The organism is Stappia sp. G46H5W, assembly GCF_058448995.1.
This window is the reverse complement of the sequence record NZ_JBZFLL010000002.1, coordinates 550,164-565,930: the sequence shown is the minus strand read 5'-3', so window position 1 is coordinate 565,930 and position 15,767 is coordinate 550,164. Positions and strand designations below refer to the sequence as shown.

The 15,767-nt window shown below is 67.5% G+C and carries 17 protein-coding genes and 2 tRNA genes; all 19 read right to left on the bottom strand.

The genetic code is table 11. The features are described from left to right. Position 1: 1 nt before the first annotated feature. The 19 genes from ACVJ6E_RS08325 to nagZ all read right to left on the bottom strand — a co-directional run bounded on the left by ACVJ6E_RS08325 (position 2) and on the right by nagZ (position 15,636). Positions 2 to 1,237 (bottom strand): NADH-quinone oxidoreductase subunit E, encoded by a 1,236-nt coding sequence (locus ACVJ6E_RS08325; RefSeq protein ID WP_120267848.1) that lies wholly within the window; start codon positions 1,235 to 1,237, stop codon positions 2 to 4. Beyond that, the gene (locus tag ACVJ6E_RS08320; protein WP_120267847.1) at positions 1,237 to 2,421 is read right to left on the bottom strand and encodes an NADH-quinone oxidoreductase subunit D; all 1,185 of its coding nucleotides are present in this window, start codon (positions 2,419 to 2,421) and stop codon (positions 1,237 to 1,239) included. The genes ACVJ6E_RS08325 and ACVJ6E_RS08320 overlap by 1 nt, the downstream gene beginning before the upstream one ends. A gap of 8 nt (positions 2,422 to 2,429) precedes the next feature. Beyond that, the gene (locus tag ACVJ6E_RS08315) at positions 2,430 to 3,035 is read right to left on the bottom strand and encodes an NADH-quinone oxidoreductase subunit C (RefSeq protein ID WP_120267846.1); all 606 of its coding nucleotides are present in this window, start codon (positions 3,033 to 3,035) and stop codon (positions 2,430 to 2,432) included. A gap of 65 nt (positions 3,036 to 3,100) precedes the next feature. Beyond that, positions 3,101 to 3,679: a NuoB/complex I 20 kDa subunit family protein gene (locus tag ACVJ6E_RS08310; protein ID WP_120267845.1), complete on the bottom strand. Its 579-nt coding sequence runs from the start codon at positions 3,677 to 3,679 to the stop codon at positions 3,101 to 3,103. Beyond that, positions 3,670 to 4,035, bottom strand: coding sequence for an NADH-quinone oxidoreductase subunit A (locus ACVJ6E_RS08305; protein ID WP_067215349.1), 366 nt, complete (start codon positions 4,033 to 4,035; stop codon positions 3,670 to 3,672). The genes ACVJ6E_RS08310 and ACVJ6E_RS08305 overlap by 10 nt, the downstream gene beginning before the upstream one ends. Before the next feature lie 234 nt (positions 4,036 to 4,269). Continuing rightward, positions 4,270 to 5,136: a penicillin-binding transpeptidase domain-containing protein gene (locus ACVJ6E_RS08300; protein WP_158592634.1), complete on the bottom strand. Its 867-nt coding sequence runs from the start codon at positions 5,134 to 5,136 to the stop codon at positions 4,270 to 4,272. Positions 5,137 to 5,359: 223 nt separating this feature from the next. Further along, positions 5,360 to 5,436, bottom strand: a tRNA-Asp gene (locus ACVJ6E_RS08295). 43 nt (positions 5,437 to 5,479) lie between these two features. After that, positions 5,480 to 5,556: transfer RNA gene (locus tag ACVJ6E_RS08290), tRNA-Asp, on the bottom strand. 215 nt (positions 5,557 to 5,771) lie between these two features. Beyond that, positions 5,772 to 7,016: a murein hydrolase activator EnvC family protein gene (locus tag ACVJ6E_RS08285; protein WP_491676423.1), complete on the bottom strand. Its 1,245-nt coding sequence runs from the start codon at positions 7,014 to 7,016 to the stop codon at positions 5,772 to 5,774. 213 nt (positions 7,017 to 7,229) lie between these two features. After that, positions 7,230 to 7,952 (bottom strand): protein-L-isoaspartate(D-aspartate) O-methyltransferase, encoded by a 723-nt coding sequence (locus ACVJ6E_RS08280; RefSeq protein WP_371811385.1) that lies wholly within the window; start codon positions 7,950 to 7,952, stop codon positions 7,230 to 7,232. A 46-nt stretch (positions 7,953 to 7,998) separates the two neighbouring features. Further along, the gene (gene surE / locus ACVJ6E_RS08275) at positions 7,999 to 8,760 is read right to left on the bottom strand and encodes a 5'/3'-nucleotidase SurE (protein ID WP_120267842.1); all 762 of its coding nucleotides are present in this window, start codon (positions 8,758 to 8,760) and stop codon (positions 7,999 to 8,001) included. Then, positions 8,760 to 10,040, bottom strand: coding sequence for a serine--tRNA ligase (gene serS, locus ACVJ6E_RS08270; RefSeq protein WP_120267841.1), 1,281 nt, complete (start codon positions 10,038 to 10,040; stop codon positions 8,760 to 8,762). The genes surE and serS overlap by 1 nt, the downstream gene beginning before the upstream one ends. 60 nt (positions 10,041 to 10,100) lie before the next feature. Then, on the bottom strand, positions 10,101 to 10,883 hold the full coding sequence (gene tatC, locus ACVJ6E_RS08265; RefSeq protein ID WP_120267840.1) for a twin-arginine translocase subunit TatC: 783 nt from the start codon (positions 10,881 to 10,883) through the stop codon (positions 10,101 to 10,103). Beyond that, on the bottom strand, positions 10,880 to 11,404 hold the full coding sequence (gene tatB / locus ACVJ6E_RS08260; RefSeq protein ID WP_120267839.1) for a Sec-independent protein translocase protein TatB: 525 nt from the start codon (positions 11,402 to 11,404) through the stop codon (positions 10,880 to 10,882). The genes tatC and tatB overlap by 4 nt, the downstream gene beginning before the upstream one ends. A gap of 95 nt (positions 11,405 to 11,499) precedes the next feature. Beyond that, positions 11,500 to 11,739: a twin-arginine translocase TatA/TatE family subunit gene (locus ACVJ6E_RS08255; protein ID WP_120267838.1), complete on the bottom strand. Its 240-nt coding sequence runs from the start codon at positions 11,737 to 11,739 to the stop codon at positions 11,500 to 11,502. A 90-nt stretch (positions 11,740 to 11,829) separates the two neighbouring features. Next, complete coding sequence (locus ACVJ6E_RS08250) at positions 11,830 to 12,957, bottom strand: ABC transporter ATP-binding protein (RefSeq protein WP_120267837.1); 1,128 nt, start codon at positions 12,955 to 12,957, stop codon at positions 11,830 to 11,832. Continuing rightward, positions 12,941 to 13,609, bottom strand: coding sequence for an SMC-Scp complex subunit ScpB (gene scpB / locus ACVJ6E_RS08245; protein ID WP_120268352.1), 669 nt, complete (start codon positions 13,607 to 13,609; stop codon positions 12,941 to 12,943). Before scpB ends, ACVJ6E_RS08250 begins: the two co-directional genes overlap by 17 nt. Before the next feature lie 91 nt (positions 13,610 to 13,700). After that, on the bottom strand, positions 13,701 to 14,555 hold the full coding sequence (locus ACVJ6E_RS08240; RefSeq protein WP_491676422.1) for a segregation and condensation protein A: 855 nt from the start codon (positions 14,553 to 14,555) through the stop codon (positions 13,701 to 13,703). A 58-nt stretch (positions 14,556 to 14,613) separates the two neighbouring features. Then, positions 14,614 to 15,636 (bottom strand): beta-N-acetylhexosaminidase, encoded by a 1,023-nt coding sequence (nagZ, locus tag ACVJ6E_RS08235; protein WP_120267835.1) that lies wholly within the window; start codon positions 15,634 to 15,636, stop codon positions 14,614 to 14,616. Between the last annotated feature and the right edge of the window lie 131 nt (positions 15,637 to 15,767).

Sequence of the window (15,767 nt, the reverse complement as noted above, 5' to 3'; positions counted from 1 at the left end):
CTTAGGACTTGCTCGTGGGCACGTCGCCACCGTCGACGCGCCTGGAGAAATCGGTTTCGCCGCCGGACGCCAGCACCTTGGCCTGTGCGATCCAGTCTTCGCGATCGATACGCCCCTTGAACTTCAGCCGGGTGTCGACCCAGGCCTTGTTCTCGTCGGTCCAGGAGGCGATCTGGTCGAAATGGTAGACGCCGAGCTCGTTGAGGATGCCCTCGAGCTTCGGGCCGACGCCCTTGATCCGCTTGAGGTCGTCCGCCTTGCCGCCGCGCGCGCCGGTCAGCAGCTCGGGCTCGCTCTCCTCGGCCGAAGTATCGGCCGCGGCAAGATCAAGGCTCGCCTGGGCGCTTTCCTTGGTCCGCTTGGGAGCGGCCGGCTTTGCAGCCTCGGTCGGCGCCGGGCCGGCCTCGTCCTTGGCGGCAGCGGCCTTGGCGGCAGCAGCGGGAGCTGCGCTCGCGGCCTTCGGCTTGGCCTCGGCCTTGGGGGCCGCCGTCTTGGCGGCACCGGCCGCAGCCGCGCCCGGAACGCCGTTGTAGTCGTTGCCACCGGCATTGATCGAGGCGCCGGCAAAGGCATGCGAGGCCGCTTCCGCACCGTTGACCACTGTGGGAAGCGGATCGCCGCCGCGGGTCTTGTCGGACAGGCCGGTCAGCGTGGTCGGACCGCCTTCCGGCGCGCCGAAGCGACGGCCGTTCTGCGGGCCCGGGGTCACTTCGCGCCCGGCGGAAATGTCGTCGATGAGCTTTTCCAGGCTCTCCGGCGTCAGGTCCTCGTAGGTGTCCTTGAAGATCTGCACCATCGGCGCGTTGACGCAGGCGCCAAGGCACTCGACCTCTTCCCACGAAAAGTCGCCATCGGCCGACAGCTCATGCGCATGGGCCGCGATCTTCGACTTGCAGACCCGGATCAGGTCTTCCGAGCCGCGCAGCTGGCAGGGCGTGGTGCCGCAGACCTGGATATGCGCCTTCTTGCCGACCGGAGCCAGCTGGAACATCGTGTAGAAGGTCGCGACCTCCAGCACGCGGATATCCGGCATGCCGAGCATTTCGGCGACATAGCGGATCGCCGGCTCGGGCAGCCAGCCCTCGTGCTGTTCCTGCGCCCGCCACAGAAGCGGGATCACCGCGGAGGCCTGGCGGCCTTCCGGGTAGCGCGAGATGACCTTGTTTGCCCAGTCCAGATTGGCCGCCGTGAAGGCGAAGCTTTCGGGCTGCTCAGGGTGAAGGCGACGAACGGCCATTACCGGTCCACCTCTCCGAACACGATATCGAGGGAGCCGAGAACCGCCGACACGTCGGCCAGCTGATGTCCACGGCACATGAAATCCATCGCCTGCAGATGGGCAAAGCCGGGGGCCTTGATCTTGCAGCGATAGGGCTTGTTGCTGCCATCGGCGACGAGATAGACGCCGAATTCGCCCTTCGGCGCCTCGACGGCCGCATAGACCTCGCCTTCCGGCACGCGATAACCTTCGGTGTAGAGCTTGAAGTGGTGGATGAGCGCTTCCATCGAGCGCTTCATCTCGCCGCGCTTGGGCGGAACCACCTTGCCGTCCATCGACGAGACCGGGCCCGTCTCCACCGTCAGCTTCTCCAGGCACTGCTTCATCAGGCGCACCGACTGGCGCATCTCTTCCATGCGGATGAGATAGCGGTCGTAGCAGTCGCCGTTCTTGCCGATCGGGATGTCGAAATCGAGTTCGGCATAGCACTCATAGGGCTGCGACTTGCGCAGGTCCCAGGCAGCGCCCGAGCCGCGCACCATGACGCCGGAGAAGCCCCGCGCCCAGGCGTCTTCCAGCGACACCACGCCGATATCGACGTTGCGCTGCTTGAAGATGCGGTTGTCGGTCAAGAGACCCTCGATGTCGTCCAGCGTCTGCAGGAACGGATCGCAGAAGTCCCAGATGTCGTCGAGCAGTTCCTTCGGCAGGTCCTGGTGCACGCCGCCCGGCCGCACATAGGCGGCATGCATGCGCGCGCCGCAGGCCCGCTCGTAGAAGACCATCAGCTCTTCGCGCGGCTCGAAGCCCCACAGCGGCGGGGTCAGCGCGCCGACGTCCATCGCCTGCGTCGTCACGTTCAGCAGGTGCGACAGGATCCGGCCGATCTCCGAGTAGAGCACGCGGATCAGCTGGCCGCGCTTGGGCACGGTGATGCCGAGCATCTTCTCGACCGCCAGCGCGAAGGCATGCTCCTGATTCATCGGCGCGACATAGTCGAGCCGGTCGAAATAGGGCACCGCCTGCAGGTAGGTCTTGTGCTCGATCAGCTTTTCGGTGCCGCGATGCAGCAGGCCGATATGCGGATCGACACGCGTCACCACCTCGCCGTCCAGCTCCAGCACCAGGCGCAGCACGCCGTGCGCCGCCGGATGCTGCGGGCCGAAATTGATGTTGAAGTTGCGGACCTGAGCCTCTGCCATCGGCTGCCTCAATTGGTCTTGGCTTTTTCGTCGCCGGGCAGGATGTATTCCGCACCCTCCCAAGGCGACATGAAGTCGAAGTCACGGAATTCCTGGTTGAGCCGGACCGGCTCATAGACCACCCGCTTCTTCTCGTCGTCGTAGCGAACCTCGACATATCCCGTCAGCGGGAAGTCCTTGCGCAGCGGATAGCCGTCGAAGCCGTAGTCGGTCAGGATGCGGCGCAGGTCCGGATGACCGGAGAACAGCACGCCGTACATGTCGTAGGTCTCGCGCTCGAACCACTCCGCACCGGCGAACACGTCGATGATGGAGGGAACCGGCGTTTCCTCGTCGGTGGCCACCTTCACGCGGATGCGCAGGTTCTGCTTCGGCGACAGGAAGTGGTAGACCACGTCGAAGCGGTTGTCCCGCTTCGGCCAGTCGACGCCGCACAGATCCGTCAGGTTGACGAACTGGCAGCTGGAGTCGTCGCGCAGGAACCGCACCACCTGGACGATTTCCGAGGCCCGCGCGAGAAGCGTCAGCTCCCCGTACTCGACCTTGTAGCCGTCGAGGGCATCGCCCAGATGCGCCTGAATGTGTTCGCCAAGCTCGGCGAGCGTCTCGTCCATGATCCTGACCCGTCTAGTCGCTTGCGTGAGGCGTGCCGGCCGGGCCGGCACGCCGCGGGCGGCGTTCAGCGTTCGATCGTTCCGGTGCGGCGGATCTTCTTCTGAAGCAGAAGAACGCCGTAAAGCAGCGCCTCGGCCGTCGGGGGACAGCCGGGAACGTAGATATCGACCGGAACGACCCGGTCGCAGCCGCGCACCACCGAATAGGAGTAGTGGTAGTAGCCGCCGCCATTGGCGCAAGAGCCCATGGAGATGACGTAGCGCGGCTCCGGCATCTGGTCGTAGACCTTGCGCAGGGCCGGAGCCATCTTGTTGGTCAGCGTGCCGGCGACGATCATCACGTCCGACTGGCGCGGTGAGGCGCGCGGCGCGAAGCCGAAGCGCTCGGCGTCGTAACGCGGCATCGACATCTGCATCATCTCGACCGCGCAGCAGGCGAGACCGAAGGTCATCCACATGAGCGAACCGGTGCGCGCCCACTGGATCAGATTGTCGGTCGCGGTGACGACGAAGCCCTTGTCGGCCAGCTCGTCGTTGATTTCCATGAAGAACGGATCATTGGCGCCGACCGGCTTGCCGGTGGCCGGATCCAGGATGCCCTTCGGAGCCTGGGCGATGAGCGGCTGCTGCGACGTCAGTCCCATTCCAGGGCCCCCTTCTTCCATTCGTAGATGAAGCCGACGGTCAGAACGCCGAGGAAGGCCATCATCGACCAGAAGCCGTACCAGCCGAGGTCGCCGAACGCGACCGCCCAGGGGAACAGGAAGGCCACTTCGAGATCGAAGATGATGAACAGCAGCGCGACCAGATAGAAGCGGATGTCGAACTTCATGCGCGCATCGTCGAAGGCGTTGAAGCCGCACTCATAGGCCGACAGCTTTTCCGAATCGGGATTCTTGTAGGCGAGCAGGAACGGCGAAATCAAAAGCGCGAGGCCGATGACGAGCGATACCCCGATGAAGACGAGGATCGGAACGTAATCTCTCAGGAGCTCTTCCATGTCCTAATGTCCTTCCGCCGGGCCATTTCCGCTGCGGAGCCCTGTGCCCCATGCAACGCGTCCGGCCGCGCAAAGCGCAGCCGGTCCCTCTTTCCCGGCGATTGCGGCGGATGCGCGTGGAGGCACGCTCCCGCCAGTGCCCATGGGGCACGCTTAGCCCACGCACAAACGCAACGCAAGTCCGACGACGGTGTAATCGAAAGCGGTTTTTTGCAGGCGCGAAAGGCCCCTGCGTCAGTTTTTGCCCGAAAGCGGCGGACCGTCGGCGGGCAGGCGCTTTGCGATGGCGGGCCATTCCTCCAGGAAGGCCGCCCGGGCGCGCCGCCCCGGCGAGCCGCGCTGGCGCGTCTCGTCCTGCACCAGCCGCACGAAGACGAGCCGCTGGCCCTCGCGGCTCCCTTTCGCCTCGGCCCAGCCGACGAACCAGCCGAAGCCGCGCGAGCGGTCGAAACTGCCGTCCGCAAGGCGCGGATACGCTCCGCCCGTCTTTCCGCTCAGCGTCCAGCCCTCGCCCGCCTCGAGCGCCGGCAGCAGGGCCTCGGCCTGCGCCTGCGCGCTTTCCGACAGCGGCAGCGTGCGATTGAGCAATCCTGTCAGAAACAGCGCCTGCTCGCGGGCAGAGACCGTCATGGAGGACGCGATCCAGGCGCGCTCCAGTCCGTTGTCCTCGCCCGGGTCGCCGGAAAAGTCGGCATTGCCGAAGCCGAGCGCGCTCGTTCGCTGCTCCAGCAGCGGACGGCCGAGCTTCCTGGCCATGCGCTGCGAATACCAGACGACGGAATGTTTCATCCAGTGCATGGGGTCGACGTCGCCGCGCCAGGGATCGCCGCCCCAGTCGACCTCGCCCTTGGCCCAGGTCCAGACCGGGGAATGCGGGCCGCTCAGCACGCCTTCCTCATAGCCGATGGCCGCGAGCGGCACCTTGAAGGTGGAGGCCGGTGTCACGCGGCGCGTGCAGTCGCCTTCCTCCAGGAGTACCGAGCGGCTCGCCGATTCGATCACCATCGTGCACATCACGCCCGCCTGCGCCGGCGCTGCGCCCCCTGGGGCCAATGTCCCCAGAACCAGAATCGCCAGCGCCCCGCCCGTGATCCGTGCCATCGATGTCCCCTCCCCGGATGAAACGCGCCGACCGGTCATGCAACCGCACGCAGGCGAAGAACCCGCCATGCAATTGGTGCGACAATGTGTCGGTGCAGGGCTTTTGCACAGGAGACGCACGGCGCGGCCGGCGGCGAACGGAAGACGAGGCCCGAAGGCCCGTCCGTCGCCTCGGCGTCCGGTCTGGAAAGTCTGAACTCGAGGAGAAAGAAGTTTGGGCGAGTGGCGCGAGTGACGGGGCTCGAACCCGCGACCTCCGGCGTGACAGGCCGGCACTCTAACCAACTGAGCTACACCCGCTCGCCCGCTTCGCATTGCTGCGAAAGGCTCCCGTAAAGGTGAGTGGCGCGAGTGACGGGGCTCGAACCCGCGACCTCCGGCGTGACAGGCCGGCACTCTAACCAACTGAGCTACACCCGCTCACCTCATGGCGACGCTTGGCCGCCGGGAGTGGCGGTGATGTACGGCGAGCCGCGCGTCAAGTCAAGCGCAAGCGGCCGCTCATGTGACGATTGTGCAAAGAGACTTTGCCTGCCGCCGCCGTTGCTTGTGGAAAACGAAAACGGACGCGCCGGGTGGGCGCGTCCGCTGCAAGGTTCCTGCCCGCCCGAAAGGCGCGCGGAAGGCGAAACCCCTTACAGGCTCGCGAGATACTTCATCGGGTCGACCGGCTTGTTGCCGCGGCGCAGCTCGAAATGAAGCTGCGGCTGGCTCACCGAGCCGCTGGAGCCGGCCTTGGCGATGGTCTGGCCACGCTGCACCGCATCGCCGCGCTTCACCAGCAGCGAGCTGTTATGGGCATAGGCGGACACCCAGCCGTCGTCGTGGCGCACCAGGACCAGGTTGCCGAAGCCCTTCAGCTCGTTGCCCGAGTAGATCACCGTGCCGTCCTCGACCGCCTTGATCTCGGTGCCTTCCGGCAGGGCCAGGTTGATTCCATCGTTGTGCGCGCCGCCCGGCTTGGGGCCGAACTCGGAGATGATCCGTCCGCGCGCCGGCCAGCGGAAGCGCCGGTCTCCGGTTGCCGCAGGCTCCGGAGTGGTGTCGCGGGACACGGCGATCGGTGCGGTCGGCGCCGTCTCGCCGCGGGCGATCGCGGGCCGTGCCGGGCTCGTCGCGACCGGGGTCGCGGGCTGGCTCGGGCGGCTGGACAGGGCCGCGGGCTTGCTCTTGGGCGAGGTGACGACACCCCTGCCCGGCTGCGGCGTGGTCAGGGAAGCGAGTCGCGTCTGGGCACCCGGCTTTGCCTGCGGCCGCGGCGCGCTGGCAAGTCCGGCTCCGGCCGGGATCGAACCGGTCACGCTCGGCGAGCCGCCAGCATCCGGCAGGCGCGTCGTCGGCTGCGACGGCGCGGCGGACGCGATGTTGGGGGCGCCATGCGAATAGGTCGGGATCGTCACGCGCTGGCCGGCCGTGAAGCTGCCATTGGCGTCGGTGCCGTTGATCTCGCCGAGCACATGCTGCGGGATGCCGTAGCGCCGCGACAGGCCGGCGACGGTGTCGCCCTGGCGTGCGGTGATCTGGGTCGCCCCGGCCGTGGTCCATCCGCGCACCGTGCGCACCTGGCCGGAAGCTGCCGCCGAAGCGCTCGCCGCTGCCGGCACGCCGGCATAGGTGCCGGAGGCAGGCGGCGTGCTGGTCCGCGCATTGCCGATGGAACCGGTCGACACGGGCCTGTTGGCGGCGGTCGGCGGCGGCAGCGTCGAGCGCTGCACGGCACCCGTCGTCTGGCGCGGCCCGGCCGCGACACTGTCGAAGCTCGGCTGGGACTTCCCGCCAAGCATCGCACGCTGATTGTCAGTATTGCCGGTGAAGATGGGGTCCTCGAACCGCTCGACGCCGCCGCTGCAGGCTCCTGCGAGCGCGGCGAGCACGATCACGACGGCAGTCTGCGTAAGCAGTCGGGAGGAAGGGCGAAGAACCTGCATTGTCATGGCGCTACTCGGACTGAAGACACCTGAAATCATGATGTCGATTAAATGCCGGTAACGTTGATAAAGACTTAAAGTCGCGGCCCGCCCGTAAACCAATTTGCGTTTTCGTGCCGAAAATCTCCGGCCGGTCTGCATCTGCCCCTTGCGCCGGGCGCAAGGCTACAACCGGCTCGCCGTTCCCTCGACCAGCGGCACGAATCGCACCTCCGCCAGCACCTTCTCCGAAAAGCGCCCGCCCTGCTTTTCCATCAGCACCAGCTGCTGGAGGCTGCCTTTGGGCCCGCGCGGCATGATCAGCTTGCCGCCATCCGCCAGTTGGTCGAGCAGGTCCTTGGGCACCTCGGGTGCGGCGGCGGTGACGATGATGCGGTCGTAGGGGGCGCTTTCGGCAAAGCCTTCCAGGCCGTCGCCGTGATGCACGCGCACGCTCGTGATGCGCAGCGACGCCAGCCGCTCGCGCGCCAGATCCACAAGGGTACGGTAACGCTCGATGCTGTGCACCTCCCCCGCCGTCAGGCCGAGGATGGCCGCCTGGAACCCGGAGCCGGTGCCCACTTCCAGCACCTTGTGCTTGGGGCCGATGTCCAGCGCGTCGGTCATCCTGACGACGAGGCTCGGCTGGGAGATGGTCTGGCCGCACTCGATGGGCAGCGCCGTGTCCTCGCCCGCATGCCTCTGCAGCGCGGCGGACAGGAACATGCGCCGCGGCACCCGCTCGATCGCCGAGAGCAGCCGTGTGTTGCGAATGCCTTGCGAGCGCAGCCGAAGGATCAGCGCAGCCGTCGCCTCGCGGTCGGCCTCGGCCTGCCGTTCGGCGGCACTGCGCATGTCCTCGCCGTCGGCCGGCCAGCTATCGTCTCGGCCCTTGCCGTTCTCGCTCACCAGCCCCTCCCCCGGCCATCGCTGGCCGAAGACGCAAAATGCATCGTCAGCCCAGCAGGTCTTTCAGTTCGCCGAGCAGGTCGTGCGCCGTCAAGTCCAGCTTCAGCGGCGTCACCGAAATGCGGTTGTGCACCAGCGCCGACAGGTCGGTGTCGCGCGGCGGATCCTCGTCCGCATTGCGGAAGCCGAGCCAGTAATAGGGCACGCCGCGCCCGTCGGTGCGCGCATCGACGCCCAGCTCGCTCACCTTGCGCTTGCCCTGGCGCGTCACCTCGATGCCCTCGACCTCGTCCGGCGCGCAAGGAGGGAAGTTGAGGTTGAGCAGCGTGTCCGGCGGGAAGCTGAAATCCAGCAGGCGCTGGATCAGCTTCGGCGCATGGGTGATCGCGCAGGAATAGTCGGCCCGCGCACCTTTCGACCAGGCAACGCCCTGGGACAACGCGATGGAGCGGATGCCCATCAGCGTGCCTTCCATCGCGCCGGCGATGGTGCCGGAATAGGTCACGTCGTCGGCCGCGTTCTGGCCCCGGTTGACGCCCGACAGGATCAGGTCCGGCCGCTTGTCGGTCAGGATCTCGCGCACGCCCATGATGACGCAGTCGGTCGGCGTGCCGCGCACGGAGTAGCGGCGCTCGCCCATGTCGCGCAGGCGCAGCGGGTCGTGCAGGGTCAGCGAGTGGGCCACGCCGCTCTGGTCGGTCTCGGGCGCCACCACCCACACATCGTCGCTCAGTTCCCGGGCGATCTGCTCCAGCGCGGCAAAGCCGGCTGCGTGGATACCGTCGTCATTCGTCAGCAGGATGCGCATCAAAGCCCCTCGATCGTCTCGATGCCGCCCATATAGGGCCTCAGCGCCTCGGGCACCGTGATGCTGCCGTCCGCGTTCTGGTAGTTTTCAAGGACCGCAATCAGCGCGCGGCCGACCGCAATGCCCGAGCCGTTCAGCGTGTGGACGAACTTCAGGCCCTTCTCGCCCTGCGGGCGGAAGCGCGCGTTCATGCGCCGCGCCTGGAAGTCGCCGCAGACGGAGCAGCTGGAAATCTCGCGATAGGCGTTCTGCCCCGGCAGCCAGACCTCGATGTCGTAGGTCTTGCGCGCACCGAAGCCCATGTCGCCGGTCGACAGCGCCATCACCCGGTACGGCAGGGCGAGCCGCTTCAGCACTTCCTCGGCGCAGCCGGTCATCCGCTCCAGCTCGTCGAGCGATGCGTCCGGATGCGTCACCGACACCAGCTCGCATTTCCAGAACTGGTGCTGGCGCAGCATGCCGCGCACGTCGCGTCCGGCAGACCCCGCTTCCGAGCGGAAGCACGGGGTCAGCGCCGTCACGCGCAAGGGCAGCTCCGCCTCGTCCAGCGTCTCGCCGGCCACCATGTTGGTCAGCGGCACCTCGGCGGTCGGGATCAGCCAGCGTCCGTCGGTGGTCTTGAACAGGTCTTCGGCGAATTTCGGCAGCTGCGAGGTGCCGTAGAGCGCCTCGTCGCGCACCATGAGCGGCGGCGACACTTCCATGTAGCCGTGCTCGCCGGTCTGCAGGTCCATCATGAACTGGCCGAGCGCCCGCTCCAGCCGGGCCAGACGCCCCTGCAGCATGACGAAGCGCGCGCCGGCAATGCGCGCGGCCCGCTCGAAGGCAAGGCCCGGCAGCGCGCCGGCGATCTCGAAATGCTCTTTCGGGGTGAAGTCGAGGCTGCGCGGCGTGCCGACGCGGCGCACTTCGACATTGTCGCTCTCGTCCTTGCCGTCCGGCACGTCGTCATGCGGCATGTTGGGCAGCACCGACAGGGCGGCCTGCAGCTCGGCATCGATCTGCCGCTCCTGCTCCTCGCCCTGCTGGATACGGGACTTGAGGCTCGCGACCTCGTCGATCACCGCCTGCGCGGCCTGCTCGTCACCCGAGGCCTTGGCCTTCCCGATCTCGCGCGAGGCGGCGTTGCGGCGCTCCTGCGCCTGCTGCAGCTCGGCGACGAGCGCCCGCCGCCGGTCGTCGATGGCGATCAGCCGCGCCGCCTGCGGCTCCAGTCCGCGCCGGTCCATGGCGCGGTCGAAAGCCGCGGCATTGTCGCGGATCCACTTGATGTCGAACATGAGAAACCCCGGGATTGCTGCCGGCGCGCCGGAATGGCGGATCGTCGGTCGCGGCCCGGATCAGGTCTCCGCCTCGGCGGCCTCCCGCTCGGCCCGCTTCTTCTCGACCAGCCTGACGCAGATGATCGACACTTCGTAGAGAAGCAGTGTGGGAAGTGCAAGGCCGATCTGGCTGATCGGGTCCGGCGGCGTCAGCACCGCCGCCGCGATGAAGGCGATGACGATGGCGTATTTGCGCTTCGTCCGCAGCCCCTCGGCCGTGACCAGCCCGACCCGGCCGAGCAGCGTCAAAAGCACCGGCAGCTGGAACACCAGGCCGAAGGCGAAGATCAGCGTCATGATGAGGCCGAGATACTCGCTCACCCGCGCCATCAGCTGGATCTTGGCCGTCCCGCCCGTCCCGTCCTGTTCCATCGACAGGAAGAAGCCCATGGCCAGCGGCATCACCAGGAAGAAGACCAGCGAGGCGCCGAGGGCGAACAGCACCGGCGTCGCGAACAGGAACGGCAGGAACGCCCCGCGCTCATGCTTGTAGAGCCCCGGCGCCACGAACATGTAGAGCTGTCCGGCGATCACCGGGAAGGCGATGAACAGCGCGCCGAAAAAGGCGAGCTTCAGCTGGGTGAAGAACAGCTCCTGCGGCGCGGTGTAGATCATCTCCACCGGGTGTCCGGCGGCATTCTCGTAAGGGATGACGAGGATGTTGTAGATGTCCTGCGCGAAGTAGAAGCACACGATGAACGCAAGGAGCGTCGCCACCACCGATTTCAGCAATCGGCTGCGCAGTTCGATCAAGTGTTCGATGAGCGGCGCCTTCGAGGCGTCGATGTCTTCCTGGCTCATGCCGTCCTGTCACTCGCCGTGTTGGCCGTGCCGCTCTCGCCCGGCGTTGCGGAACCCGGCGTCGCCGGGGTCTTCGATGCCGGAGTTCCCGTCGCAGGAGCTCCCGCCGGCGCAGCCTGGGTCGCCTGCGCGGCCGGCCCTGTGCCCGTCTCGGATGCTCCCGCCGGCGTCGTGCCTTTTCCGCCCGCCTCATCCGCCGGCTTGGCCGCCGCCGTGTCGGCGGGCTTGGCCTCGGCCGGCTTCGGCGGTTTGCGGTCCGTCTCGATGGATTTCTTGAGGTCGCCGAGCGGATCGAAATTCGCCGCCTTCTCGACCTGCTTCTTCATGTCGGCGATGTCGGCCTGCTGTTCGGCCTCGCGCAGCGCCTCGTTGAAGGTCGACTGGAACTCGCCCGCCATCCGCCGCACCTTGCCGATCGTCTGGCCGAAGGTGCGCAGCATCCGCGGCAGGTCCTTCGGCCCGACGACAAGGATCATGACGACCGCGACAACAAGCAGTTCCGTCCAGCCGATATCGAACATGTCGATCCGTCTTCCGCGTTCGAAGGGTCAGTGTCCGCATCCGCACGCCGCCCGCGAAGGGGCGGCATGGCGCAGGCGTCCGGCTCGTCCGGCGCTCAGCCCGCCTGGGACTTGTCCTCGGACTTGCTGGTGACCACGGTCTCGTCGGCCTTGTGATCGATCGTCTTGCGGCTGGCGGAGGTGTCCGTCTCGCTCTCGTCGTCCTCGTTGAGCCCCTTCTTGAAGCTCTTGATGCCCTTGGCGACATCGCCCATGAGCTCGGAGATCTTGCCGCGGCCGAACAGCAGAACAACGATCACCGCGATGATCAGGATCTGCCAAATGCTGATACCCATACGCCCAACTCCCTGGTCTTCCGGTGCACGCGCTCCGGCGCGGCACTATTGCAACAAAGCGGTCGCCACCGCAACCGGACCCTTGCGGCCCTATTCCCCGCTTTCGCGCGGGAAGGCGATCACGTCCCGGGCATCGAGGCGCACCCCGACATCCATGCCGACGGCGAAGCGTCCGCCATCGCGAATCCTTGCATGGAGCGGCAGGTCCAGCCCCTCCACCGCCACCTCGACGAGATCGACCTCGCCGATGAACCTGCGGCGCATCACACGCCCGCGCTGGCCCTCGCCCTCCTCGCCGAGGAGAATGCCTTGCGGGCGCACGCAAACGTCGATGTCCATGCCCCTGACGATGCCGGGGGCGGCAAAACGCCCGAACACGGTCTCCACCTCGTTGTCGCCCGCGCTCGCCTCCAGCTCGTTGAGCTCTGAGAAGAACCGCGCCGCGAACATGTCGACGGGCCGGTTGTAGAGATCGTCGGCACTGCCCAGCTGCACCAGGCGGCCCTTGCGCATCAGGGCGATGCGGTCGCCCATTCGCATTGCCTCTTCCGGGTCGTGGGTGACCATCACGCAGGTCGCCCGCGTCTCGCGCAGCACCGCCAGCGTCTCATCGCGCACCGTATCGCGCAGCCGCCGGTCGAGACCGGAGAACGGCTCGTCCATCAGCAGCACACCCGGCCGCGGCGCAATGGCCCGGGCCAGCGCCACACGCTGCTGCTCGCCGCCCGACAGGGCATGCGGATGATCGCCCGCATGCGAGGCGAGCCCCACCCGCGTCAGCGCCGTCAGCGCGGTCTGGCGTGCTTCATTGCGGCCCATATGCGTCAGCCCGAAGGCGACGTTCTCGGCAATCGTCAGATGCGGGAACAGCGCATAATCCTGGAACATCAGGCCGACGCCGCGCCGCTCCGGCGGCAGGAACACCTGCGGCCCCGCCACCTCGCGCTCGTTGATCAGCACGCGCCCGGAGCTCTGGCGCTCCACGCCGGCGGCGATGCGCAGCAAGGTGGTCTTGCCGCAGCCCGAATGGCCCAGCAGGCACAGCACCTCGCCCGGCTCCACCGTCAGCGAGACGGAGCGCACGGCTGCCAGCTGTCCGTAGGAATGGCTCACCGCCTCGAAGCTCAGCCGCGCCGCGATGGTCGCGCCGGCCGTGCCGCGCGTGCCCCAGCGCCGGACCGGCGCATCCGCCGGCCTTGCGTCAATCGTCGCGGTCATGGCGCGGCTCGTCGTCGTCTTGCATCAAATCGAACAATTCAGCCTCGTCGATCGGGTCTTCCTCGTCCCTGAGGTCGGAGGAATCGTCAGGCACCGGCACGGTGAACCCCGCAGGTACGGCGCTGTCGAGCAGGCCGGAGCCCTTGAGTTCCTCAAGCCCCGGCAGATCGCCGACCGAAGTCAGCATGAAATGCTCCAGGAAGCCTTCCGTGGTGCCATAGGTCACCGGCCGTCCCGGTGTCCGGCGTCGTCCGCGCATGCGGATCCAGCCGGTTTCCAGCAGCACGTCGAGCGTGCCCTTCGAGGTCGAGACGCCGCGGATCTCCTCGATCTCCGCCCGCGTCACCGGCTGGTGATAGGCGATGATCGCCAGCGTCTCCAGCGCGGCGCGCGAAAGCTTGCGCTCTTCCACCTGCTCGCGCGCCAGCAGATAGGCGAGATCTTCCGCCGTGCGAAAGCCGAATTTTCCGCCGATTTCCACAACATTCACGCCGCGGGTCGCATAGGCGCGGCGAAGCGTGTCTATCAGGGCGGGAACATTGGTTCCGGCCGGCAACCTGGCCGCGATCTCCTCGACGCTGAGCAGGTCCCGCGAAGCGAACAGCAATGCCTCCGCCATGCGCAGCCCACTTTCGGGCGACGGTTCCGGCATTGCCTGCAGGTCGTCGAGCGGCAGCTCGCCGTCCGTTCCGTCCTGCACCCCGCCTTCGCCCTGTGCTGCCTGCTCCCGGCCGCTCGTCACGTTACGCCTCGTCCTTTTCGCCGGTTTCCGGCGCTGGCGAACCCTCAACGGGTCCGCGATCGCCCGGATCGGGCCTGCGCCTCAGATAGAGCGGGGCGAACGGCTCTGCCTGGCGCAATTCCAGCTCGCCCTCGCGCACGAGTTCGAGACTTGCCGAAAAGGTGCTGGCCAGCACGGTGCTCGCCTTGCTGCCATCACCGATATACTTCGACAGATAGGCATCCAGCGGCATCCAGTCCATATGCAATCCGACAATCCGCGTCAGCAGGTCGCGCGCTTCCTGCAGCGACCAGACGGTGCGCCGGCGCACCTGCACGGATGTGACCGAGGTCCGCTGGCGCTGCGCCGCATAGGCGATGAGTAGGTCGTAGAGCGTCGCCGACCATGCGCTGCGCCGGGCAATCGATACCGCCTCGGGCCGTCCCCTTGCAAAGATATCCCGCCCCAGGCGGTTGCGGTTCATCAGCTTTTCGGCCGCCTGGCGCATCGCCTCCAGCCGCCGCAGACGGAAGGCGAGCGCTGCCGCCATCTCCTCGCCCGAGAGCTGATCCTCTTCCTTCTGCTCGGGGATCAGCAAGCGCGATTTCAGATAGGCGAGCCAGGCGGCCATCACCAGATAGTCGGCGGCCAGTTCCAGCCGCAGCCGCCGCGCCTCGGCGACGAATTCCAGATACTGCTCGACCAATGCCAGGATCGAGATCCGGGCCAGATCCACCTTCTGCTTGCGGGCGAGCGTCAGCAGCAGGTCGAGCGGCCCTTCGAAGCCGTCGACATCCACCACCAGCGCCGGGTCCGTCGTCGCGCGGTCAGACGCAACGCTTGCCGGATCCGGATCCTCGAAAAAGGTGTCTTGCACCCTTGCCCCCAACGGCCCTCGCCCGAGCCTCCGCAACAGACATTGCCAAGGGTTCCTTTTAGGACAGAGCGCGCGCCTCCGCCAGCAAGGCATCGAATTCCGCGCGTGCGGCCTGCCGGTCGAGCGGCGCCGGCTGCGGCCTTGCCCGCAGCGCCGCCTGCGCCCGCTCCAGCGCCTTGCCCGACAGGTCCGGGCTCGCGCCGGCGACAGAGACCATCTCCGCCATCTCGCCGTTGCAGTGGAGCGCCATGTCGCACCCGGAGGCAAACAGCAGCTCCACCCGCTCGCCGACCTCGCCGCCGAGCGCCTTCATCGACAGGTCGTCGCTCATGAGCAGCCCGTCGAAGCCGATGGCCCCGCGCACGATCTCCTCGATCACCCGCGCCGACTGGGTGGCCGGGTGCGCGGGATCGACCGCGGTGAAGATGACATGCGCGCTCATGCCGAGTGGCAGGTCGGCAAGGGCGCGGAACGGCGCAAAATCCGTCTCCTCCAGCTCGGCAAGCCCCGTCTCCACCACGGGCAGATGATAGTGGCTGTCCACCGTCGCCCGGCCATGGCCGGGCATGTGCTTGATCACCGGCAGCACGCCGGCGGCCAGCAGCCCGTCGGCGAAGGCCCGGCCGATGGCCGCGACGCCCTCGGGGCTTGCGGCATAGGCGCGGTCGCCGATCGCCTCACTCGTCCCGGCCACCGGAACATCGAGGATCGGCGCGCAGTCGACGGTGATGCCCATGTCGAGCAGATCCGTGCCGATCAGCTGCCCCCCGAGAAACGCGGCCCTGAGGCCCGCCTCGCGGTCGATGGCCAGCAACTGGCCGTAGACCGCGCCGGCCGGATAGTCGCCGACCAGCGGCGGGCGCAGGCGGCGCACCCGTCCGCCCTCCTGATCGATCAGCACCGGCGCGTCCGGCTGGCCGACGCAATCGCGGAAGTCGGCACAAAGCGCGGCGATCTGCTCGCGGGACTGGCAGTTGCGGCCGAACAGGATCAGCCCCCAGGGCTGCTCGCGCGCCAGGAACGCCCGCTCCTCCTCGCTCAAGGAGAGGCCGGAACACCCGGTGATGAAGGCCTTGGTCATCGGCTGGAAATCCCGTGTCGCCCCGGCCGTCTCGTCGGGCCGGTCATGATGTGGAAGGCTTGTATGTCGCGAAAACGGGCGGCCCGTCGTCCGGTCCGCCCGTTTGCATGTCTTGTCTGTCGCCGCAAGGC